At 35.4% G+C, this 24,575-nt stretch carries 20 protein-coding genes; all 20 read left to right on the top strand.

The genetic code is table 11. The features are described from left to right. The first annotated feature begins 249 nt into the window (after positions 1-249). Positions 250-1,368 carry a polysaccharide biosynthesis/export family protein gene (locus tag ACR63N_RS10985; protein WP_367103870.1) on the top strand — a complete coding sequence of 373 codons (1,119 nt, stop codon included), beginning with the start codon at positions 250-252 and terminating at the stop codon, positions 1,366-1,368. 23 nt (positions 1,369-1,391) lie between these two features. Beyond that, positions 1,392-1,823, top strand: coding sequence for a low molecular weight protein-tyrosine-phosphatase (locus tag ACR63N_RS10980; RefSeq protein ID WP_367103871.1), 432 nt, complete (start codon positions 1,392-1,394; stop codon positions 1,821-1,823). A gap of 15 nt (positions 1,824-1,838) precedes the next feature. Beyond that, entirely contained in the window at positions 1,839-4,058 is a 2,220-nt protein-coding gene (locus ACR63N_RS10975) for a polysaccharide biosynthesis tyrosine autokinase (protein ID WP_367103872.1), read from the top strand. 63 nt (positions 4,059-4,121) lie between these two features. Continuing rightward, positions 4,122-6,074: a polysaccharide biosynthesis protein gene (locus tag ACR63N_RS10970; RefSeq protein WP_472782017.1), complete on the top strand. Its 1,953-nt coding sequence runs from the start codon at positions 4,122-4,124 to the stop codon at positions 6,072-6,074. A gap of 112 nt (positions 6,075-6,186) precedes the next feature. Continuing rightward, positions 6,187-7,464 (top strand): Vi polysaccharide biosynthesis UDP-N-acetylglucosamine C-6 dehydrogenase TviB, encoded by a 1,278-nt coding sequence (gene tviB / locus ACR63N_RS10965; protein ID WP_367103874.1) that lies wholly within the window; start codon positions 6,187-6,189, stop codon positions 7,462-7,464. A 34-nt stretch (positions 7,465-7,498) separates the two neighbouring features. Continuing rightward, complete coding sequence (locus ACR63N_RS10960; RefSeq protein ID WP_472782016.1) at positions 7,499-8,530, top strand: NAD-dependent epimerase/dehydratase family protein; 1,032 nt, start codon at positions 7,499-7,501, stop codon at positions 8,528-8,530. 5 nt (positions 8,531-8,535) lie between these two features. Next, the gene (locus tag ACR63N_RS10955) at positions 8,536-9,801 is read left to right on the top strand and encodes a flippase (protein ID WP_367103876.1); all 1,266 of its coding nucleotides are present in this window, start codon (positions 8,536-8,538) and stop codon (positions 9,799-9,801) included. Positions 9,802-9,864: 63 nt separating this feature from the next. Continuing rightward, the gene (locus ACR63N_RS10950; protein ID WP_367109062.1) at positions 9,865-10,941 is read left to right on the top strand and encodes a sugar-transfer associated ATP-grasp domain-containing protein; all 1,077 of its coding nucleotides are present in this window, start codon (positions 9,865-9,867) and stop codon (positions 10,939-10,941) included. Positions 10,942-11,062: 121 nt separating this feature from the next. Continuing rightward, positions 11,063-12,139, top strand: a complete 1,077-nt coding sequence (locus ACR63N_RS10945; protein WP_367106802.1) for a sugar-transfer associated ATP-grasp domain-containing protein — start codon at positions 11,063-11,065, stop codon at positions 12,137-12,139. A gap of 291 nt (positions 12,140-12,430) precedes the next feature. Then, positions 12,431-13,465: an ATP-grasp domain-containing protein gene (locus tag ACR63N_RS10940; protein WP_472782015.1), complete on the top strand. Its 1,035-nt coding sequence runs from the start codon at positions 12,431-12,433 to the stop codon at positions 13,463-13,465. Positions 13,466-13,612: 147 nt separating this feature from the next. Further along, the gene (locus tag ACR63N_RS10935; RefSeq protein ID WP_367106804.1) at positions 13,613-14,605 is read left to right on the top strand and encodes an ATP-grasp domain-containing protein; all 993 of its coding nucleotides are present in this window, start codon (positions 13,613-13,615) and stop codon (positions 14,603-14,605) included. Between the two features lie 68 nt (positions 14,606-14,673). Beyond that, positions 14,674-15,798, top strand: a complete 1,125-nt coding sequence (locus tag ACR63N_RS10930) for a glycosyltransferase family 4 protein (RefSeq protein ID WP_367106805.1) — start codon at positions 14,674-14,676, stop codon at positions 15,796-15,798. A 194-nt stretch (positions 15,799-15,992) separates the two neighbouring features. After that, positions 15,993-16,976, top strand: coding sequence for an O-antigen ligase family protein (locus ACR63N_RS10925; protein WP_367103882.1), 984 nt, complete (start codon positions 15,993-15,995; stop codon positions 16,974-16,976). 27 nt (positions 16,977-17,003) lie between these two features. Beyond that, the gene (locus tag ACR63N_RS10920) at positions 17,004-18,131 is read left to right on the top strand and encodes a glycosyltransferase family 4 protein (protein WP_367103883.1); all 1,128 of its coding nucleotides are present in this window, start codon (positions 17,004-17,006) and stop codon (positions 18,129-18,131) included. Between the two features lie 152 nt (positions 18,132-18,283). Then, the gene (locus ACR63N_RS10915; RefSeq protein WP_367103884.1) at positions 18,284-18,847 is read left to right on the top strand and encodes a sugar transferase; all 564 of its coding nucleotides are present in this window, start codon (positions 18,284-18,286) and stop codon (positions 18,845-18,847) included. After that, positions 18,844-19,803 (top strand): methionyl-tRNA formyltransferase, encoded by a 960-nt coding sequence (locus tag ACR63N_RS10910; RefSeq protein WP_367103885.1) that lies wholly within the window; start codon positions 18,844-18,846, stop codon positions 19,801-19,803. Before ACR63N_RS10915 ends, ACR63N_RS10910 begins: the two co-directional genes overlap by 4 nt. After that, the gene (locus ACR63N_RS10905) at positions 19,800-20,480 is read left to right on the top strand and encodes a PIG-L deacetylase family protein (protein ID WP_367103886.1); all 681 of its coding nucleotides are present in this window, start codon (positions 19,800-19,802) and stop codon (positions 20,478-20,480) included. Before ACR63N_RS10910 ends, ACR63N_RS10905 begins: the two co-directional genes overlap by 4 nt. Before the next feature lie 314 nt (positions 20,481-20,794). Next, entirely contained in the window at positions 20,795-21,697 is a 903-nt protein-coding gene (locus ACR63N_RS10900) for a DUF4184 family protein (RefSeq protein WP_367106806.1), read from the top strand. A gap of 313 nt (positions 21,698-22,010) precedes the next feature. Beyond that, on the top strand, positions 22,011-22,346 hold the full coding sequence (locus tag ACR63N_RS10895; protein WP_367103888.1) for a hypothetical protein: 336 nt from the start codon (positions 22,011-22,013) through the stop codon (positions 22,344-22,346). A 138-nt stretch (positions 22,347-22,484) separates the two neighbouring features. Further along, complete coding sequence (locus ACR63N_RS10890; protein ID WP_367103889.1) at positions 22,485-23,696, top strand: DegT/DnrJ/EryC1/StrS family aminotransferase; 1,212 nt, start codon at positions 22,485-22,487, stop codon at positions 23,694-23,696. Positions 23,697-24,575 lie beyond the last annotated feature (879 nt).

The following is a 24,575-nucleotide window of genomic DNA, read 5'->3' as shown; positions in this document are numbered from 1 at the left end:
GATTCTTTCACTACAAAAGTTTATAAGATATTGCGTTATCTTAGTTTTGAGTGTATATTTGGCACTTATTAATTCGCTTTTGTGAATACATTTATTCAGGTTTGTATCTATAAGTAACTGCATGATTCACGTTATAAGTGAAAGTAACTAACTGAGTTTTTGCGTGAACATAAGTAATTTCCAAATTCAATTTAAGAATATGTACGAATTTTTAATCCGGATTTAAGAATATAAAATTGAGTCATAATTATGGTCTATCATCGTTTACTTCCTATTAAACAGTCGCCCAAACTTTTTACGGCATGTCTGTTGTCCCTCAGTCTGCTTTCAGGCTGTACTATTAACTCAGGACTACAAGCTGGCGACCTGCCACCTACTAGTGGTACTTTCATAGCAGAAAATGGCATGCAGTTTAATATTCAGCCTTTAAATCTGCAAACCTTACCGCCCAAACCAGTCGCTACTCCTGATAGCGATTTATCTCGCTTGTTGCAACAATCCGGTAAAGCCGATTACCGCATTGCTGAGGGAGATATTTTAAGTATCACATTGATTGATTATCCAGATATTACCCCTTCGACACTAAGCGATAGCTCTAATCCTTATGCTTCGGGCCTTCCTGTTGATCAGCAAGGCTTCGTTCAGTTTCCTCTAATTGGACGTATCAAAGCAAGTGGTCTGAGTGTGCCGCAATTTACAGCGAAACTACGTAGTCAACTACAAGAATATCTAAAATTTCCCGACCCTCAAGTAAAAATTATCAATTATCGCGGCAGTAAGTTCTTTATTGATGGTGAAGTTAGACAGCCTGGTGAGTTTGCGATTGCAGACACTCCTGTTTCACTCTATAGCGCAATTTCTCTAGCAGGAGGAACGACAGATACAGGCGATTCTAACAATATCGTATTGAACCGTGACGGCAGAACTTACTCATTGGGATTACAAGCACTTCAACAAGCCGGAGTGTCAGGTAGCCAGATTTATTTACGTGATGGTGATTCTATCCACGTCAATAATGAAAGTCGTAATACGGTTTATACCCTAGGCGAATTTGGTGTGGTAGAGCCTATTGTTATACCTGAACAAGGAATTACTTTAGCGCAGGTATTAAGCCGGTCAAGAGGTTTGAATTCAGCTACTGCTGATGCGGCTAAAGTATATATCGTACGTGATAATCCAGGGTACCCTTACACCACTATTTATCATGCTAACTTGCAGTCAGTTACAAGTCTAGCATTAGCTAACCGTTTTGAGATGCAATCAAATGACATTATTTATGTCGATCCAACTGGCCTAGCACGTTGGAACCGTATCATCAGTGCTCTATTACCTTCAACCTCTGCAATCAATTCGATTTCACGTATATAGGTAGATATATAGAAGCGTAAGTTATGACATTCAATAATATCTTAGTTGTTTGTGTTGGCAATATATGTCGTAGCCCTATGGCTGCGGCGTTACTGGCTCGAGAATATCCACAAAAGCATATTAACTCCGCTGGCGTGTCGGCATTAATAGGTTATCCGGCCGATGAAAAAGCAAGCGCTGTAATGGCAGCTGACGATATAAATATAGATTCACACCGTGCTCAGCAGATCAGTGCAGAGCTAGTAGAAAAAGCGGATTTGATTTTGACGATGTCAACAGATCAAACTAAGTGGATTGAAAATGAATGGCCACATTGCCGAGGCAAAACGTTTCGAATTGGTCATTGGAATAATAAAGATATTGAAGATCCGTACTTGCAAGATAGGTCAGCGTTTGAGGCTGCTAAGAAAGACATTATTGATAGCCTTGAACAATGGGCTGATAAAATTAGTTAAATGGCGAATACACACATGAATACAGATTCGAAAAAATTGACAGAACCTGCTATCGATCGAGAGAACAACGAGTTTAGTTTGTCAGACTTGTTTGGAGCATTGATGCGTGGCTGGAAAACGATACTTTTGTTTGCTTTACTAGGGTTGGTATTAGCAATACTGTATAACCGCTACGTCAATCCAACGTATCAATCAGATGCGTTGATACAAATTAATGAAAGCTCGCAAAGTGTTTCAGGACTTGGCAATGATATCTCTAATTTGGTTGGTCCAGGAGCAAATAACTCTTTAGCAGAAACGCAATTAATAAAATCGCGCATGGTATTAGAGCCAGTAGTTGATTTGTTGCATTTGCAAACTCGATTAGGCAATCCTGAAGTTACTGCTATAGATAGAATAGCAAATGATCGAGTTAATACTCCAGTACATGCACCAACAGGAGTCTCATTAGATACTGATAATGGACAAGCACAGATCAGTCAGTTCAATGTAGCACCAGACTACCTAGATGAGACTTTTACTTTGGTGAGATCTGATAACGGTTTTACATTGAGCAATGCTCTTGAAGAGTTTAAAGGTCAGTTTAATCAATCACAAGAGTTTAAAGGGGCCAAGGGTCCTATTCAAATTACTGTAGAGGATCTACCTGCTAGTGGACACCCCATCAATATTACTAAGCAGTCGTTACAAATTACGACAAACGCTATAAATAGTAAATTGGAAGTAATAGAAACAGAAAATTCAAGCGGTATTATCCAGCTGTCTTACACAGGCCCTAATCAGCAACAAACGACCTTGATCTTAAACGAAATTGTTCTATCTTATGTAGGTCAAAACGAGTCGCGCGGTGCTGAAGAGACGACTAAAACCATAGAATTTATGGAAACACAAATCCCTAGACTAAAGCAGCAGCTTGATGACTCTGAGGCCGCTTTTAACGATTTTCGTGAAAGATACGGCACTATTGATGTCGCTCAAGAAGCTGAGTTGTTGATAGCAGAGAACTCTAGAATTGACGGTCAGATTAGCGATCTAAAGCTGCAACAAGCAGAGCTGTCTACTTATTATACTGACGAGCATCCTCTAGTTATACAGATTAATGATCAGCTAAGAGTGCTAAATAATAGAAAACAAGAGATTAGTAATACTATTGAAAGATTACCCGATATTCAAAGAGAGTTTTTACAACTATCAGAGGATGTTGGTATCAATAGAGATCTTTATCTCACTATGCTTAACAACTATGAGCAACTAAAAATTGTTGAAGCCGGTCAAATTGGTTATGCGCGTGTCGTTGATCTACCTGTTAGCACCTATGAGCCTATAGCACCGATGAAAGGTCTGATTATGCTACTGGCCACAGCTATAGGTGCGCTATTAGGAGCAGCAGTAGTATTAATTAGAAGCTCTTTTAAAGACGTAGTCAAAGATCCTGAAGATTTAGAGTCTAAAATAGGTGTTCCTGTTATAGCTACGGTTCCTCGCTCTAAATCAGTGCAACGATTAGGTAAAAACAACAGAGCTGGTAACCGCTTATTATCTTATGCTGATCACGATAGTGTGAGTTATGAGGCGATAAAAAGTCTAAGAACTTATCTAATGTTTGGTATGCCGGTACAAGGAAAAAATGATCAACGTAGCCGTGTGATTGTGGTATCTGGTGAGAGTCCTGGCGTTGGTAAATCCTTCATCGTTGCAAATTTAGCGGAAGTGTTCTCACAATTAGATAAAAGAGTGTTGGTTATAGATGCAGATATGCGCTTAGGTAGTTTGCACAATACATTTAACATAGATCAAGAAAGTGAGAACGGGCTTGCAGATTACTTCGCCACAGATGACAGTACGGCCGTTAGTATTACTTATCCTACGAGTATAGATAATTTAGATATTATCCCTCGCGGTAACCAGCCCCGTAATCCGTCTTCGCTGCTAGCTAGTGATAGGTTCAGTGGGTTGATGAGTGAGCTTGCTGACCATTATGACTATATCATTATTGACTCGCCGCCTGTATTAGCAGCAACAGATGCGGTAATACTGTCGAAGTTTGCTGACAAGGTCTTAATGGTAACTCGCCATAACGACTCTTCAGAAGGTCAATTAGCTTATGCTATTAAACAGATGAGTAGATCAAATGTTGAAGTTGACGGTATTGTAATAAACGATATAAAGCAAGGCATGATGACTAAGAATACTTATCATTTTACTTATGCTTATAGTAGTAATAATAGTAAATAGTAGTAATAAAAAAGTAGCAACATAACAAAAATAGTAATAAAACAACCAGTTGAGTTTATGATTATGAAGCCAAAGCTTAATAATACTTATTCTGAAAATAGGAATACCGTTAACCGGTTGTACAATACTGCTCAACGATTATTAGAGCTGCCGCGTGTAGTAAAGCGTAGTTTCTTTTTAACCGCCGATATCTTAATGTCATTAGTCTGTTTGTTTTTCGCTTACGCATTGAGATACGGTTATGTTGCCAACCACATTAGCCCTATAGCCTTGTTTTTTTATGCTATACCCCCTGTGGTTGGCCTCTACCTTATTGGATTTTATAGAGGTGTTGCCCGTATCTTCTTTGATTCGGTGATGCGTAACGTATTGCAGTTATTTGTATTGTTGATAATCCTTTATCAATTCATAGGATTCTTTGATGCATTACCTGTTATGCCTCGCTCTGTTCCTCTGTTGTATTTATTCCTATTTTTCATCTGGTTATGGGGCAGTCGCTTAAGCATTCGCGAAATACTAGAGCGCAGTACAGGTAGTCAAAAGCATCGTCGTAAAGATACAGAAGTCAACGAGAATGTCATTATTTATGGAGCGGGCGTAGCAGGTAGAGAGTTGTTCGATGCTCTAGAGCGTTCACATAAATATCGTACTGTAGCCTTTGTCGACGACAATCCGCAGCTAACTGGGGGCTATGTCTTTGGCAAAAAAATATACGATGCTAGCGAAACAGTGGCTTTGGTAGATCAGTTGAATGTTGAGCAAGTATTTTTGGCCATGCCTTCTATAAGTCGTGCCCGTCGTCGCCAAATCATCGATGAGTTTGCAGAAGTCTCTGTCAAGATCAAAGAGTTACCAAGTCTGCATGATATCGCTGATGGTCAAGTGACCGTTAGCAAGATGCGTCCTGTTGATATCTTAGATGTATTAGATCGACAAACTGTCGAACCTGATGCCAAGTTACTAAGTAAAAACATTAGTGGCAAAAGCGTATTGGTCACAGGGGCTGGTGGCTCTATTGGTAGTGAGCTTTGTCGACAAATCATTAAAAATGGCCCTCGCTGTCTAATACTTTATGAACTATCTGAATATGCTTTATACAGTATTCATCAAGAACTAAAAAACCAACAAGCGCTCAATCCTGATTATGAAAACATCGAGATTATAGCCATGATTGGTAATGTAACTAACGAAGATAAGCTAATCAGAGTATTTAAAAGGTATCGCATTCAAACCGTTTATCATGCTGCTGCCTATAAACATGTGCCTATCGTTGAGCATAATCCATTTGAGGGCGTGATCAACAATTCTAAAGGGACTTATCATTGTGCTTACGCAGCTTTGCAAGCTAAAGTTGAAACCTTTGTACTTATTTCAACCGATAAAGCGGTAAGACCTACTAATGTTATGGGCGCCTCTAAACGTTTGGCAGAGCTAGTTTGTCAAGGGCTAAGCCAAGTTAATAGTAGCACCTGCTTTAGCATGGTACGTTTTGGTAATGTATTAGGGTCATCTGGATCTGTTATTCCTTTATTTACTAAACAAATTGAGCAAGGTGGTCCCATTACAGTAACCCATGAAGATGTGACACGTTATTTTATGACTATTCCAGAAGCAGCAAGCTTGGTTATTCAAGCAGGTGCAATGGCATCAGGTGGTGAAGTATTTGTGCTTGATATGGGAGAGCCGGTCAAAATCGTAGATCTGGCTAAACGTATGATTTACTTAACAGGTTGTAAGCTAAAAGATAATAATAATCCTGATGGGGATATGGAGATTATAGTTACTGGGTTAAGACCTGGCGAGAAACTCTATGAAGAGTTGATCATCGGCGACGATAATGTTGAAGAGACAGAGCATCCTCTAATCAGACAAGCAATAGAGCGCAGCTTTCCACTAATGGATATTGAAAACATGTTATCGCAGTTGACACGCAGGGCTCAACCCCATGATGTCGAATGGCTCAAAGAAGAGTTTAAATATTTTGTTGAAGGATATCGCGAAGGTTCAGAATCTTAGTAAACCTGATTAATCTTAACCTTTATTAATTTAATTTAAGTGGACGTTATTTCGAATTATCGAAACCGTTATATACGAAACTATTATATAAATATATTTAGAAGGGAGTGTTATGAGAGATATTAATGATATAAAAATAGCTGTTATCGGCCTTGGTTATGTAGGTCTACCTTTAGCAGTCGAGTTTGGTAAAAAAGTACCAGTTATAGGTTTTGACATCAATGCGAATCGTATCGCTGAGCTGCAATCAGGTACTGATCATACTTTAGAGGTTAGCGATGAAGAATTGGCTCAAGCTACGCATCTCACCTACAGCTCAGATATTGAAGCACTAGCGAATTGCAACTTTATTATCGTTACTGTACCTACACCTATCGATGACTTTAAACAACCAGACTTAACACCCTTAATTAAAGCATCGACAGCTATAGGCGGTATTCTAAAAAAAGACGACATCGTAGTTTATGAGTCTACAGTTTATCCAGGTGCTACAGAAGAGGTTTGTATTCCTGTACTGGAAAAGGTTTCTGGATTGGTTTTTAACCAAGACTTCTATGCAGGCTATAGTCCTGAGCGCATCAACCCAGGTGATAAAGAACATAGAGTTACCAATATCTTAAAAGTTACTGCAGGTTCTACACCAGAGATTGCAGACTTCGTTGATGATGTCTATAACCTTATCATTACCGCCGGCACTCATAAAGCACCAAGCATCAAAGTTGCAGAAGCTGCAAAAGTGATTGAGAACACTCAAAGAGATGTCAATATTGCCCTTATTAATGAGTTAGCGGTTATCTTTAATAAAATGAATATAGATACTGAAGCCGTATTAACTGCTGCCGGTACTAAATGGAACTTTTTACCGTTCCGTCCTGGTTTAGTAGGCGGACATTGTATTGGTGTTGATCCTTACTATCTAACCCATAAAGCACAAGCTATTGGATATAACCCAGAGATTATTCTTGCTGGCCGCCGCTTAAACGACGGTATGGGCGAATACGTCACTACTCAGCTAATTAAAACTATGATTAAGAAGCGTATTCAGGTGGAAGGCGCGCGAGTACTGATACTTGGTCTAAGTTTTAAAGAGAATTGTCCTGATGTTCGTAATACCAAGATTATTGATATTGTTCACGAATTAGAAGAATACAACATTGAAGTGGACATCTACGATCCTTGGGTAGATAACGAAGAAGCTCAGCGTGAATATAACGTTACTCCTATTGATAAGCCGCAGTCGCAGCACTACGACGGTATTATCTTAGCAGTAGCACACTCAGAGTTTACAGATATGGGCATCGATAATATCCGAGCTTTGGGTAAAGATAAACATGTCCTCTATGACCTAAAATATGTATTTGACAAAGAAGAAGCTGATATTCGTTTGTAGAGGTAAAATACAATACTAATAAGGAAGCAACATAATGCAGTATGAAGAAACAAAGCAGACGTTGGTAAACCATCCAAAGAAGTGGTTGATTACAGGAGTAGGCGGGTTTATCGGCTCAAACTTACTCGAAACGCTACTGAAATTAGATCAGGACGTAGTAGGCTTGGATAACTTTGCGACCGGTCATCGAAAAAATTTAGAAGAAGTAAAAACCCTAGTATCTGAGGATCAATGGCAACGTTTTAATTTTATTGAAGGCGATATAAGAAACGTAGATGACTGCTATCAAGCATGTACGGGTGTAGATTACGTTTTACATCAAGCGGCTTTAGGTTCTGTACCGCGTTCACTTGCAGACCCTATCGCTACTAACGAAACCAATATTTCAGGTTTTCTAAATATGTTGGTTGCGGCTCGTGATGCGAAAGTATCAAGCTTTACGTATGCTGCTAGTAGCTCAACTTACGGTGATCATCCCGCTTTGCCCAAAGTTGAAGATGCCATTGGTAAACCTTTATCTCCATATGCGGTGACTAAGTATGTCAATGAGCTATATGCAGAAGTGTTTGCACGTAGTTATGATTTTCATTCCATTGGTTTACGCTATTTTAACGTTTTTGGTAGACGCCAAGATCCTGATGGCGCATATGCGGCTGTTATTCCAAAATGGACAGCTGCAATGATATCGGACGATGAGGTCTTCATGAATGGTGATGGAGAGACTAGTCGTGATTTTTGTTATATCGATAACACAGTACAAGCAAATATATTAGCAGCGACAACTACTGACCCCGAAGCTAAAAACCAAGTTTATAACGTGGCAGTAGGGGATAGAACCACATTAAATGAATTGTTTAATGCTATCAAACTAGCACTGATAGACAACGGCGTCATTTACGAAAAACCACCTACCTATCGAGATTTTAGAGAAGGTGATGTCAGACACTCTCAAGCAGATATCAGTAAAGCAAAGAATTTGTTGGGCTACAATCCGCAGTTCAATATAGAGCAAGGTATTGATAGAGCAATGCCTTGGTATGTTAAATCTTTGAAAACAAATAGTTGAGTTTTATGATCAAGAAAGTTCGCACTGTGCTGGGTGACAAAGATATCAGTCAACTGCTCAAAAATTTTTTCTCCTTAGCTGTTTTAAAGCTAATAAATGCAGTACTACCTTTTGTCACTCTACCTTATTTAATTAAGGTATTAGGAATACAACAGTATGGTGCGATCGTATTAGGACTAGCTTTGATTGCTTACTTTCAAGCAGTTACGGATTACGGTTTTAATCTATCAGCCACTAGAGAGATTGCAAAGCATAGAACTAGTCAAAAGCATTTGAGCTATATTTATAGTAAAACTATGGTGACTAAGTTTTATCTATTAATATTTGCATTAAGTATATTAATTCCTACTATTTTTCTTGTGCCTCAGTTCAAAGAAGATTTAGTCGTATATCTATTAATGTGCTTAATGCTGTTAGGCGAAACCCTATTTCCTGAGTGGTTTTTTCGGGGAGTAGAGAGAATGACTTATATAGCTGTTCTAAATCTTATTGTTAAACTAACGTTTACCATAGGAGTGTTTACACTAATTAAGGAGCCAGAGGACTACTGGCTTTATCCTTTCTTATTAGGAATTAGCTTTATTGCGGTAACCTGTGTATCACACTATTTAATTATAAAGAATTTCAAATTAAATATAGTACCTATTAATCTAACTAGAGTTAAAAAAACTTTAAAATTTGGTTTTCCTTTGTTTATAAACCAATTTGTTCCAAACCTTTATAATAATACTACTAACTTTTTAGTAGGAATAATACTAGGTAAGTCAGCCGCTGGTTATTTTGGTGCTACTAGACAAGTAGTAACAATATTAAATGTATTTAACTCTGTAATATCAGGAGTTGCTTTTCCGTATCTAATTAGACACAAAGAGAAGTTCGGTATTTATAGAAAATATTACTTAGTATTGATTGTTTCTATCATTGTTTTCCTTTTATTAATACATCAGTTTATATTTGACATTATTGGTATAGAGTACGCGAATGATTCAGAAGTTTATTACATTCTTATGCTGGGAGTGTTGTCTGTTGTTATTTACAACATACACTCTACAAATTATCTAATTTCAAGAGGGTACGATAAGATAGTAATGAAAATAACGATAACAGTATCGATAATAGGTTTCTTATTATCTTTTCCACTCATTCAAAATTTTGGACTATTAGGAGGTGCTACAAACATATTTATATCACAAATTATGTTAGCAGTTTCTGCTTATTTCTTTTATAGAAAAATAGAAAAGAAGATAAACTACGAAACTAGGCTACTGTAGGCAAGTATGAATAGTTTTAATGTATTAAAGTTTCTCAAATAAAATTAACTACTGAGGTGAAATATGAAAGCTAGAAAATTTATAAGGGATAAGGCTAGCAGTACATGGACAGGTCTTTCAGTATATTCCTCTTTTCATAAATATAATAGGTCAATTTATAGTAACCCTAACTTTGAAAGATCAAAATTAACGAGCGGTGAAAAAAAAGAATATTATAATTACTGGAAACAAATATCTCCAATAGTAAGCTTCAAAACAGTTGAAATGTCTAAATCTCTCTCTGGAGTATTTAATAAAAGAATTATTCCTGAAGAGTTTTTTCTTCTATATATTGAACCATATTTGAATAATAATAAGGATGTTGCTTTTTTAGGTAACAAGAGTATTTATAACAAATGGTTTGGGGGTGAGCTTTTTCCAAAAGACTTTTTTCATAAATTAAACAATATATATTACACTTATGATTTCGATGTTATAGATGATATTGAAAGTTTTATTGACAACACGATGAATGTAAATGATTTTCCTGTAGTGGCTAAGCCAAATAAGGATAGTTATGGAGGTGCGAATATATATTTTTTAAAAAACAAAGACGAAGTAAAAAAAATAATAAAAGATCATCCTGATCTAGTAGTACAAGAAAAACTGCAGCAGTCTGAATTAATTAACGAGCTTAATAAAGATAGTATAAATACCGTTCGAACATGTCTATATAAAGATAGCAAGAACACTATACATTTCCTTGGTTCTGGTATACGTATGGGTGTAGATGGAAGTTTAGATAATGTATCAGATGGTGGGATCATTTGTACTATCAATTCTGATGGGTCTTTAGATAAATATGCATTTGATAAGTATGTAAATAAGTATTTAGCACATCCTAACTCAAATACTGTATTTGCAGATAAAAGGTTACCATTATATGAAGATTTAGTTGAAACAAGTAAAAGCGTTTTCGAAAAAATCCCAGAAGCAAGATTAGTAAGTTTAGATATGTGTTTAGATAATACTGAAAAGTGGCGCTGTATAGAAGTAAATTTGTTTGGCCAAACTACAAGGTTTATGCAGTATGTAGGTGAGCCATTTTTAGGGGAATTTACTGATGAAGTTATAGATAGTATAGTTAATTTAAAAAGTTAATTGCTAGAATAATTAGAGGCTTTTGGCTTTACAAAATTACAGTGATCGGAAGATATGGCTCTATATTGTTTTGAAAAATAGTATAGAGTTAAAATTCTAAGTGTAAAAAGGAAGATGGAATATGCAGGCTAGAAAAATTATAAAAAATACAGCTATTGATGTTTGGAGAAGTGTAACAGTATATTCTGCATTCTATAAACATCATAAAGCTGTGAATAATGGTTCTAACTTTGAAAAAACAAGATTAACAGAGAATGAGGAAAAGGAATACCGAAGTTATTGGAAAGTATTGTCTCCTATTATAAGTATCAAAACAGTGGAGATTTCAAAATCATTGTCAGGTAAGTTTGATAAACGTATTATTCCTGAAGAAATTTACGCATTGCATGTTGAACCTTATCTTAATGATAACAAGGCAATCACCTTTTTTGAAAATAAAAGTATTTATAGTAAATGGTTCAATAAGAGCGTTTTTCCAACGAATTTTTTCCATAAATTCAATGGTATTTACTACAACAATAACTTTATCATCATAGATGATATTGAAGAGTTTATTGATAACGAAATTAATGAAGCGGACTTCCCTATAGTGATCAAACCTAATAAAGGTACTATCGGAGGAGCAGGTGTAAACTTTATTAAAGACAAAAACGAAGTTAAGAAGATCATAAAAGAATACTCTGATTTAGTAGCCGAAGAAAAAATACAGCAATCTAATTTTATGGTTGAAGTTAACGAAGCAGGAATAAGTACGGTTCGAGTAACTTTATATAGAGACAAAAATGGAGAGTCTCATATACTTGAAACTAATCTTCGTATGGGGAAAGATGGCAGTCTAGACAATGAAGGAGATGGGGGGATAGCTTGTAATATTGATTTAAATAGTGTCTTAAACACTTATGCAACTGATAGATATGCAAATAAATATTTAGAACATCCTAACTCTAGCTTTACTTTTGCAGGTAAAAAACTCCCTCTATACAAAGAGCTGGTTGAAACAAGCAAAGATATTTTTACAGAGGTTATAGGTGCTCGTATAGCTGGTCTTGATATGATTTTAGATTCTAATCAAAATTGGCGCTGCATAGAATTAAGTTTTTTTGGTTTAACCACTAAACCTTCTCAATATGGAGGTGATCCTTTTTTAGGTAGATATACTGACGAAATTGTAAATGACATAGTTAGTTCTGATAAATGATTATAGACCAAAATGATTTTAAATAGCTTTACTATGAATGATTAATTATTTATCAGCTAGATTTATGTATTCAATACTATTTCGCTATAAATAAAGAATCTACAATAATGTTCGTAGTTAGTTTGCTGTTATATAGGTTTTTATAGCAAGTTTGACACTGAATATAATCTATATTCATATTATTGAACATACCAGTCATAAATAAACTCCAAATATTAATGAACAATTGTGAATAACATGTTATCATTGTAATTTACACAATAGAAGTATTTATTACAAAAGGATTACGGTATGAAAATATATATAGCCACGTTACCCAATGGGTTCTTCGGTAGTGCAGGACAAAGTTGGAAAAGTATCGACGTTAATAAATTGGCTTCCTTGTTAAATCATGATACTGAAATTGTAACTATAAACGATTTAATACACATTGATTTTCAAGAAACAGATACAGTAGTTTATACTTCTAGTGATGAGAGAAATATAAGAGCTTATTTAATAGACGTTATGTATTTTGTGAGTAAGAAATGTAACATCATACCAAGTTACGATATGTTGATGAGTCATGAAAATAAAGGTTTTCAAGAATTATTTAGAAATGAATTAGATTTTGGTAATCTACGTGGCAATTATTTCTTCGATTTAGACGATGCCAAACTTGCAATTCCTAAAGTGCTAAAAAGTGTAACAGGTGCTGGAAGTAGCGGAGTTTATTTAGTAAAAAAACAAGATGAGATAGCAGACATAAAAGATAAGCATTTTGCAGTATCTAAAAAAAGAAAGGTAATAAAACTACAAAGAAAATTTAAACTACAAAGTGATGAATATTCGATATACGATTATAGGCATAAAGGTTTTAATAGATTCGTTGAACAAGATTTTATACCTAATTTGACACATGACTTTAAAATACTTGTATTTGGTGATAGATATTACAGCTTAAAGAGAAATATTAGAAAAGGTGATTTTAAAGCAAGCGGCAGTAATTTGTTTGAACATGTTATGCCTTCAGTAGAAGTATTAAACTATGCAAAAAGTGTGTTTGAAACCATAGATAATCCATATGCTTCTTTGGATATTGCTCAATCAACAAATGATTGTCATTTAATAGAATACCAAGGTACCAATTTTTCTCCAGGTACTTTATTGAAAGCTCCTAATAGATTTTTGTGTAAAAATGGTGAGTGGCTTAAAGAGAAAAATGATAAAGACCTTGAGGCTAACTATGCTCACGCTCTAAATCTATTTGTAGATAGCAATTATTTGTCTGATATATCCGTAAGAATGAATATAACATCTAAGAATGATTATGCTGAAGTCTTATAAATAACATTTAAAATTGTATACGAATTACTCTCATTGTTGATAGCTTTTGTTTAGATACGATTTAATTACAAAAGCTAAGGTATAATTATACTTGTGAAAAATTATAATGTTACAATAAGTTTTAATTATTGTTTTAAGGACTTCACAATGAAAGTATATATTGCAACGCTGCCAAATGGCTTTTTTGGCAGTACTGGTAAAAGTTGGAAAAGTTTAAATGTTAACAAGATAGCAGGTCTTTTAGAATATAATACTGAGATCATAACTATTAATGATCTGAAAAATATTGAACTTAATGAAAGTGATACTGTCATATATACTTCTAGTGATGAAGAAAACATTAGATTATACATGAGAGATGTTATGTACTTCATTAACCAGAAATGTAGAATTTTACCTAATTATAATATGCTTTTAGGCCATGAAAATAAAGGTTTTCAAGAATTACTTAGAAAGGAGTTAGGTTTCGGCGATCTAAAAGGAAATTACTTTTTTGATATTGATGATTCTATTTTACCTACTCCTAAGGTATTGAAAACAGTATCTGGTGCTGGTAGTAGTGGAGTTTTTCTGGTAAAAAATAAAAAAGACATGAAAGATATAAAAGATAACCATTTCGATGTATCCAAAAAAAGAAGACTGATTAAACTTCAAAGAAGAATTAAGCTAAAGCGCAGTGAGTTCTATTTCTATAAATATAGACATAAAGGATTTAATAGATTCGTTGAGCAAGAATTTATACCCAATCTAAAAAACGACTTTAAAATTTTAGTGTTTGGTAATAGGTTTTATACCTTGAAAAGAAGTATTAGAAAAAATGATTTTAGAGCTAGTGGTAGTGGGTTATTTGAATATGTGACTGCTCCTGAAGAAGTCTTGAATTTTGCAAAAAGTATTTTTAGTAAACTTGATAACCCATATGCTTCTTTAGATATCGCTCAATCAGCAAATGGATGTCACTTGATAGAGTTTCAGGGAACTAACTTTGGACCATTAGCTTTACTAAAATCCTCTACTAGAAAGGTATTTTTAGATAATAACTGGATCGAAGAAAAAAACGATCAGGATCTTGAAGAAAATTTTGCTTATGCTATCAATATGTTTTTAGGTAATTCGTCATCAATTCATAGTGAAGGCTGAGTAAGTTTCAGGCAGGTTTTGGACCCAAGAGCTTGCATTTAAAAAACTGAATGAGAAAACTGTTTAATATGAAAATTGTCCATATAATTATCGGCTTAAATGTAGGCGGTGCTGAGTTGATGCTTAAGCGCCTAGTACTTCATAGCCAAAAAACAAACCAGTTTCAACATTCCGTTATCTCTTTGACGGATGATGGTGTTATTGGTCCGGATTTACAAGATCAGGGCATAGAAGTACATAGTCTTGGTATGAGCTCCACTATAACAGTGCCAAGAACTATGGCTAGGCTTAGAAAACTCCTTAAAAATCTTCAACCTGATGTGGTGCAGACTTGGATGTATCATGCAGACTTTTTGGGTGGTTTAGCTGCTAAGAGTTTGAATGTAGATAAAATTATTTGGGGTATCCGTACTACTGATGTTTCACAAGGGCCTTCAAAACTAACGGTTCATCTGAGCAAAATATGTGCAAAATTGTCTTATTCTATTCCTGACGTTATAGTTTGCGCCGCTCACGTATCAAAGGACTATCATATAAGCATTGGATATGATGAATCTAAAATGATGGTTATACCTAATGGATTTGATGTAGAAGCGCTCTCTTCTACAGAAGAAGAAGGATCAAAGGTTCGTAAAGAGATTAATCTGTCTGACGACGATACAGTGATAGGTACCGTAGGTAGATTTAATCCCGTCAAAAATCAAAAGCTTTTTGTTGAAGTTGCTGCCAATCTAGTAAAAGATTTTCCCAATTTGAAATTTATGATGGTAGGTCGTGATAATACTGCAGATAATAAAGAATTAACGTCTTGGATAAAACATTACAACCTTACTGATAATTTTAGATTGCTCGGACAAAGAAATGATGTGCCTAAATGTTTAAAGGCAATGGATATCTTTTGTCTCCATTCTAAGACTGAGGGATTTCCTAATGTTGTAGGAGAGGCCATATTATCAGAAACGGTAAGTGTAGCTCCTGATGTTGGGGACGTTAGGGTTTTATTAGATGATGAGTCTATTGCTACTAGCAATGATACAGCAGGTATTAGTGACGTAATACGCAACTATCTTAACTATCCAAAAGATAAGCTGGAAGACAAAATTAGTAAGAACAAGGAAAATGTTATTACCAAGTATTCTATGAATGTTGTTTTAGATAAATTCCACAGTTTATATTCGCAAAATAAAAATTAACAGACAATACTGTAGTAAATAATATGAATATAAAAGCTCCTAGATTCATTAGTTTTAACTCTTTTTTGTTGAGTTCAATACTTGTAATCTTTATTGTTAGTTTTTCAAGCTTGGCTATACTAAGAGCACCATTAATTGTCTTGCAGTTTACATTGTTCTATTTACTTATACTGTATAAACATAGAAAGGTAGTGATGAATAATAGTTTGATTCCTATTTTTCTTCTCGTAGTTTATGTATTAATACAGAGTATTATCTTTCAAGGCAGTATCATAACTATTTTTCAAGCCGTAGCTATGGTGGTTTTCTTATTTTTTGCTTCTCAAATAGGTTTAACTGAAGCTGAGTCTTTTTATAATGAAGGACGCTATAAGAGTCTAGCTAAAATACTACTTTTTCTATTGCCATTCTTTTTAATAAGTTTTGTAAATTGGTCACCTTTTCGACAACCTGGTTTGTTTATGAACCCAAACATTACCAGCCATCTTGCTGTTATGTTATCACCTTTTGTATTACTAGGTTTAGATCAAAAAAAATACAAAGTTTTACTAGTAGGAATATTATTGGTCATTCTACTAGCTACGGCCTCTAGGAGTGCTACGTTAGCGTTTGCATTAGGTTTGCTGTCTTATATTGTTGTTGCACAGTTTCCTAGAAGCGGTTTCCTAGCTTTGTTACTCTTATTGGGGTCCGTTTTACTAGCATCTATTTATTCTGTAGATATAGCAACTTGGTTCTCTACTCGTTTCGCTGAATTGGTAAGTTCTTCTGATTCAAGGTTATTAAATACAGGTTATAACGCACGCGATATATTGCTAGAGATTTCTATCAATAGATTCAAAGAAAAGCCGCTATTAGGCGTAGGTTTTGATGGCACTAAGATTATTCTTGAGGGTCACGAGCTTGGTACCCATAATGGATTAGTAGAAACCTTATTAAAACTTGGAATTATTGGAACAACAATCTTTGTAGCTTTCTTTTTGTCTATGATATGGATGACATCTAAACATAATAAAATATTCAAACCTGCGACGGTGATGTCGCTTACAGCTATACTTTCTTTATCTACCAATAGCTCAACTTTTTTAATACTAAACTATCTATTTATTTATAGTGTTTTCTTAGTTTACTTGGGTTATGGAGCCAAAGAGGCTGACCGAGTAGCTACCTCTATTTGATATTAACCTACTTTACTAGAGTCGCTTATGAAATTTTTAATTATAGCAAGCTTTCCGCCTTCTTTACTGAGTTTTCGCGGTGCTCTACTTACTGCCATACAAAACGCAGGATTTAAAGTGCATGTTGCTGCTCCAGAATTTGAAAATTACTTAGAAGATAAAAAAAAGTTAGAAACGCTTGGTTTTGTGGTTCACAACATTCCTATGCAGCGTACAGGTACTGACCCCATAAAAGATGTTAAAACTCTAAGTGCGCTGTATCGACTGATGAAGAATGTCAAACCTGATTATGTGCTGGGTTATACCATTAAACCTGTAATCTATGGTACTTTGGCGGCATGGCTTGCAAGGGTACCTAATCGCTTTGCACTTATTACCGGCCTGGGCTATGCCTTTCAGGAGATGGAATCAGCCGATCAGCGTACTAGGTTACAAAAGCTGATACATGATCTATATCGACGGGCACTATCGAAGGCAGATAAAGTTTTTTTTCAGAATCCTGATGATGAAAAACTATTTCGTCAGCTAAATATTGTATCTAAAAAATCTGAAACTTGTGTAGTAAATGGTTCAGGTGTTGATGTTGCACAGTATAACGTAGCTCCTCTTACTGAACAAACAACGCCAAAATTCCTGATGATTGCTCGTTTGTTGTGGGACAAAGGCGTACGCGAATACGTGCAAGCAGCACAGCAGATTAAGCAGACCTACCCTGATGCCCAGTTTGATTTGGTTGGTTGGATAGATACCAATCCTCATGCTATTACTCAAAAAGAGCTAGACGATTGGGTTGCAGAAGGTACTATTAATTTCCTAGGTCGCTTAGATGATGTGCGTCCAGCAATTGGAGATAGCTCTGTTTATGTGTTGCCATCTTATCGTGAAGGCACACCCCGTACGGTATTAGAAGCAATGGCTATGGGGCGTGCAGTAATCACTACTGATGCACCAGGCTGCCGCGAAACGGTAGTAGATGGTGATAATGGTTTCTTAATCCCAGTTAAAGATGTAGACGCTCTAACTCAAGCTATGCTCCGTTTTATTGAAGAACCTTCACTGATTATAGAGATGGGAAAACGGGCACGTGAAGTAGCTGAAGAAAAGTATGATGTGCACAAAGTTAATGAAAAAATGCTAAGCGAGATGGGTTTGTAGGTAGAGTAATCATTGAAATTGTCGTATTTTCCAAATGTAGAACTCTACGAAAATTTTAAAGTATTTAAGAAAAAGACCAATAAAGTCATTAATAAAATTTAATAACACTGTATTTTACGCTGTAACAATACATTTAAAATAAAAGGGTTCCTATGAAGCGTTGTTTTGATTTTCTCATAAGTATTCTTATACTGTTAATTATATCACCATTATTAATTATAACTGCTGTCCTAATAAAGACGACGAGCAAAGGGCCGTTGTTTTTTAAACAAGAACGAGTAGGTAAAAAAGGCAGTCTGTTTTCTGTATACAAGTTCAGAACCATGATTGATGATAAATACAGAGATCTTAGCAAACAAACCTTTAATAATGATGCAGAGATTACTAGAGTCGGTAAAGTAATACGCAGATTAAAGATAGATGAGTTGCCACAACTATTTAATGTAGTCAAAGGTGATATGTCTTTGGTCGGACCAAGACCTTGTCTGCCAGCCTTAGTAAAAGAGTTTGATGAGAGCGGTAAAAAGCGTCTATTGGTGCGTCCAGGCTTAACAGGATTGGCGCAAGTAAATGGCAACATTTATCTCAGTTGGGAAGAGCGCTGGAAATTCGATAGAAAGTACGTTGAACAACAATCGTTTTTATTGGACTTAAAAATCCTTTCTAAAACAGCTTTGATAGTCTTGCTGGGAGAGAAATGGGGTAAAAAAATATGAAGGTTGCATTAATTGGCGGCGTAGAGTCGAGCTTGCTAACATTACGTAAATTGTATGAACATCAGCTGGATATCGTTAAAGTTTTTGGTTATCAGCCTAAAAGTACTCGCTTAGTCAGTGGCTATAGTGATTTAGAACCTTTTTGTGTAGAAAACTCAATTGATTTTACGCCATTTACAAAAATCAACGAGCATGTTGATGAAATTACTGCTTTAGATATTGATTTTTTACTAGTTGTTGGTCTTTCGCAGTTGGTTTCTGAAGATATTATAAATACTCCTAAATTAGGTGCTATAGGTTTTCATCCCACGAAGCTGCCAAAAGGTAGAGGCCGTGCTCCAGTAGCTTGGCTTGTAAATGAAGTTGCAGAGGGCGCCGCTACCTTTTTTATGCTTGAAGAAGAGGCTGACGCTGGCGCTATTGTGGCTCAAAAAAGCTTCGAAGTTACTAATAAGGATGATGCTAAAAGCGTTGAGTTCAAACTGTATGACGCTATGATTTCTGCGTTAGATAGTTTGTTGCCTCAACTGGCCAATGGTAAGTTAAATGCTATTGATCAAGATGATTTGCAAGCCACAGAATTTGGTATAAGAAAACCTGAAGATGGATTGATCGATTGGTCTCGTTCAGCATATGAGATAGATCGTCTTATTAAGGCTGCTTCAGAGCCGCATCCTGGCGCTTTTACTTATTCAGATACCAAAAGAATAGAAGTAAAGGCTAGTAAAATTGACAAAGATTCAAAAATAAAAGGTATTGAAGGCCGCATCTTAAAGCTTAATGATGATCAAGCCTTGGTACAAACAGGCGATGGACTTATTTGGATTACGATGGTTTTGAGTGGCACAGATAAGGTACGTGTAGGTAGTTTGTTAGGTTATAAAGTCGATCTTGAAATTTATGAGCTCAAAAAGCAAATTGCAGAATTAAAAGAGATTATTAGGAATATATCATGAAGAATGTTTTAGTAGTAGCGCCTCACGCCGACGATGAAATTATAGGATGTGGTGGCACAATAGCAAAACATATACGTAAAGGCGATACCGTATATGTAGCGATCATGACTAATGCTTCAATCGGTGCTCCAGAACTTTTTAGCCTTGAGGGTTTGCAGCACGTACGCTCTGAGGCTCTAGAAGCACATAAGATATTGGGTATAGAGGAAACTTTCTTTTATGATTTTCCTGCACCGCAGTTGGAACAATATCCACAGTATAAAATTGCTGGCGCTCTAAACGAATTAGTAAAAAAGAAGAATATTGATACCCTTTATATACCTCATAAAGGTGATTTGCATCTTGATCATGGCGCTATATACAACGCCTGTTTGGTTGCAGCTAGACCTTTGCCAGGACAATGTGTTCGTCATATCTATGCTTATGAAACATTATCTGAAACAGAATGGGGGCATCCAACTGTAGAAGCCGTTTTTATTCCAAGATATTTTAATGCTTTGAGTGATTCAGATTTTGCAAATAAGATTGAAGCTATGCAATGTTTTTCTAGTCAGCTTAAGGACTTTCCAAGTACACGATCAATTAAGACCATTGAACATTTAGCGGCGCTCAGAGGTTCCTATGTTGGTACTAATAATGCGGAGAGCTTCGATATAATTAGAAGTATCAATGACTAGTTTATATCCTTAAATATCTTACCAAAATTTGCGTACAAATAGAATTGTGTATTATTACTGTCGACTTAATTTTTCTAACTAGATTTATACTTAAACCATAATAGTAGCGACATCTACTAGTTCAATAGCTACTATTATATTAAGTTATTCAACTATAATTATAGAAAACTAATAAAGCAACAGTGAAAGTATGAGTCAAAAAACAATAATAAAAGTATTGAAAAGGTTTAAATTAATTTTTCGATGAGTGGTCATAATAAACTAGCTTTTGTTTTAGTTTAGTTGCTAAAACTAAGTAAGAGAGTATATACCAAATGGCTTTTACTATATCTCATATGGCCGCAGCATTACCATTTTATCCTGCTAGACGTTGGTTGCAGTTCGATGCGCTGCTTATCGGTACCATGATGCCAGATATGCCTTATTATACTGGTATCGGTAATCCAAATGGAAACTTTTCACACCAGTGGATAGGGGTTTTTGCTTATTGTTTACCATGGGGAATAGTAGTATTCGCACTCTGGTACTGGGGACTAAAACCTGCCGCTTATGCACTTGTTGAACCGTTTTTAGAGCAACCATCAAAAGGACATCATTATCAGCCTAATCAAAGTCATCGCTACATTACCGGTTATACCAGTAGTAATTATCGGTCTATTAAAGGTCTTATGCAAGGATCAGGCCGATTCTATTTATCAGTAGTCTTGGGTCTGGTATTGGGAGCAGTGACTCATATCATTTGGGATGGTATTACGCACGAAGATGGGCTTATTGCCAGTCATATAGACTGGCTACAGTATCGCGTCTACTTTTATCCTTTTAAAGGTACCACCGTTGCTAGGTTGTTGCAGTATTTAAGCTCGTTAGCAGGACTAGCAGTACTGCTCTGGTTTGCTTTCTCACGTTTGCAAACGTGGCAACGTAACAGCCACCGTTTAGATCGACAATTTGCGATATTCCACAAGGCCATAAGACCTATATTTACCAAAAAACAAAGCTTACTAATAGTAGTCTTGATGATCGTTTTATCTTTAGTGTGGTTTGTAAAAGCGGTTGTAAAGTGGTACCCCTCCTTGATTGGAAGTCCTTATAATTTAGCTGCAAGAGTATCGGTAGTTGTATCGCGAGATATTATAATACTATGCGTTGGTTATGCGGTTATCTATCATGGACTACGTTTTTTACGCTATATAAACCGTAAGCATAGAAGACATTAGCTTAGATTGATTATAATCTTTACTAGTATAATTTTCTTTAACAGTAGTTTTGAATCATTAAATGGGAGAAATAATAAATATCCTCGAATTTGATAGATTGATTTTTTGAAATACTAGAAAATAATTTAGGTAAGTTACACTTAATAAGTGAATAGAGGTGTAAGAAAAGTATTTTTATAAGATAGTAGCTATTTAACTATAGGCAGATAGTTAAATAATATAATAAATTAGCACTTAAAGAGTCAAATTTTTTAATATATTCGGTTTAACGAATATTATAACGTATTTTATACATTAAATTTTGGAAATAGCTATGATTCTCATACATAATGCCCTTATTAATAATATAAAGCGCTCCGAAGCTGCTTATAAAGTGTATCAAAAGGGTCTGACTTATCATCAGGCACTACATGTTTTTCATGCTAATAAAAAAGTATACGATGAATTAAATCATTTATTAAACAATAATAATATAGATCCTGTATTAAATAGAAAGATATTTAATTATATGTTTCATCTTGAAGATTGGTTTTTACAGTTCTCAAAACTAGAAGAAGATATTAGTAGTATTGAAGATCGTTTTTACTTTACTGCTCTAAAGTACAGTATACCTTATCCCTCTAATTTTTTAGATGATATAGTGAGGTAAGACTTAGGTAACTACCAGCAAGCTGATTGTTATCAAAACATTAATTAAAATGACTAGCGAACATCTAATAACACAATATAAATACTATAAGCAAGTACGCTTATTAACCAATATTTTATAATAGAATTAGGAAACCATATGTTAAATTCACCTTTCTCACCTTGGCCAAGTTTTACTCAGCAAGAGGCTGATGCTGTAAGTAAAGTCCTCTTGTCTAATAAAGTCAATTATTGGACAGGACAAGAATGCCGTCACTTTGAAAAGGAATTTGCTGACTGGGCAGATAGTAAATATGCTATAGCGCTGGGTAATGGTACTCTAGCTTTGGATGTGGCTTTAATAGCTTTAGGTATTGGCGCTGGGGATGAAGTGGTTGTGACACCGCGTACCTTTATTGCCAGTATATCAAGTGTGGTTAATGTAGGAGCAACACCAGTTTTTGCAGATATTGACGAGGCTACTGGTAACATAACTCCGGAAACTATCGCTGCGGTTGTAACTGAGAAAACCAAAGGTATTGTTTGCGTGCATCTGGCAGGCTGGCCATGTGATATGGATGGCATCATGGCCTTAGCAGATAAACACAACCTGTATGTTATTGAAGACTGCGCCCAAGCACATGGTGCTCACTATAAAGGTCGAAGTGTTGGGAGTATAGGCCATGTCGGAGCTTGGAGCTTTTGCCAAGACAAAATCATGACTACAGGCGGTGAGGGCGGTATGGTTACTACTAATGATGAAGCATTATGGCGTAAGATGTGGGCTTATAAAGATCATGGCAAAAGTTATGCTGCAGTTTATGAAAAAGAACATCCACCTGGCTATCGCTGGCTGCATGAGAGCTTTGGTACCAACTGGCGTCTAACTGAAATGCAAGGGGTAATCGGACGTATTCAGCTTGAGAGAATGCCGGATTGGACTGCTAAACGTACTAGCAATGCACAGGCAATATTACAAGCTTGTAGTCAGTGGGAGACAAAAGGGTACTTGTCAGCACCAAAGCTGGAGGACTCTCCAAAGTTTGCAGATTCAAAACATGCCTATTATAAGTTGTATGTTTATGTCAACGCTGACAACTTGCCCAAAGGCTGGACACGTGATCGTATTATAGAAGAGATCAATGAGCTTGAAGTCCCTTGTTTTTCTGGATCCGCCTCCGAGGTCTATTTGGAAAAAGCTTTTGACAATACAGGTTTGCGTCCTGAAACTAGACTGCCTATTGCTAAACAGCTTGGAGAGACTAGCTTGATGTTTTTAGTTCATCCTACTCTAAAAGATTCGGAGATTGAACAAACAGTTGCAGCAATAAATACTGTTTTTTCTAAGATAGATGAAGAGTCTAGAAGTTAATTCTTTATATAAAGACTAAGGATAGTAGTAAGACAGAGTAACATAAAATAATAGTGCCTATTTTCAGAATAAATTAGCCCTTGTTATATTATTAATCGTTATTGAATAATCAAAGAATTATCCAATTGCAAAGACTTTCAAGCCTTAAAAGCTGTAAGTGTTTAGATGTTATTAATTATAATCAAGGAAGGTACTGATATAAAAGTCCAAGAGTTATCTTGTTCTTATGCCGACGAGATAAGTACAATGTATCAGGAAATATACGATCCGTATTACCTGTTGGGTAGTGTTTATCTCGTCTTAGAGATAGCGATTTAGAGGACTTAGAGTTTTTCTTTATAGCTTCCAACATTCTAGTCTTAAAAACATCGATAGAAACAGAGCTATTAGATAAGTTATGTAATTGAATTAGCGGTCTGTTGATTATAGACTCAGGTTTATTAGACGAAGAACATAAATCTATTCTTAATAGAGGCAATATTAAAATAGTAAGACCTCCTATTAGTCAACGTTAGCTTGGAAGATAAATTTATTACTTTTTATAGTAATGTGATTATTCAAATAGTCTAATAATAAAATACGTTAGGGTACTCAAAAGAGGCTCTAGCTTTTTTTTATCTAAAAATTACCAGATAGATGTAGCCGTGCTGAACAATTTAACATATTTCGATAACCCTTCTTTTTAAATCAAACCTCATTTATCCCAATTATAGACAGTTGTTTCTATTATATGCAAGATTTTGGATATTAGACAAACAATTGAAAAGTTACATACTATTCTTCTATAATGAAGTAATAAATCTAAAGGTTAATCCTTGATGTAGAAGAGTAGCAAATTAAAGCAACATAAAACATTCGCGCTCAAGTTTAGAATAAATT

Source organism: Psychrobacter sp. M4 (genome assembly GCF_055699795.1).
The sequence above is the reverse complement of the archived record's forward strand: the minus strand, read 5'-3'. Positions and strand labels throughout refer to the sequence as shown.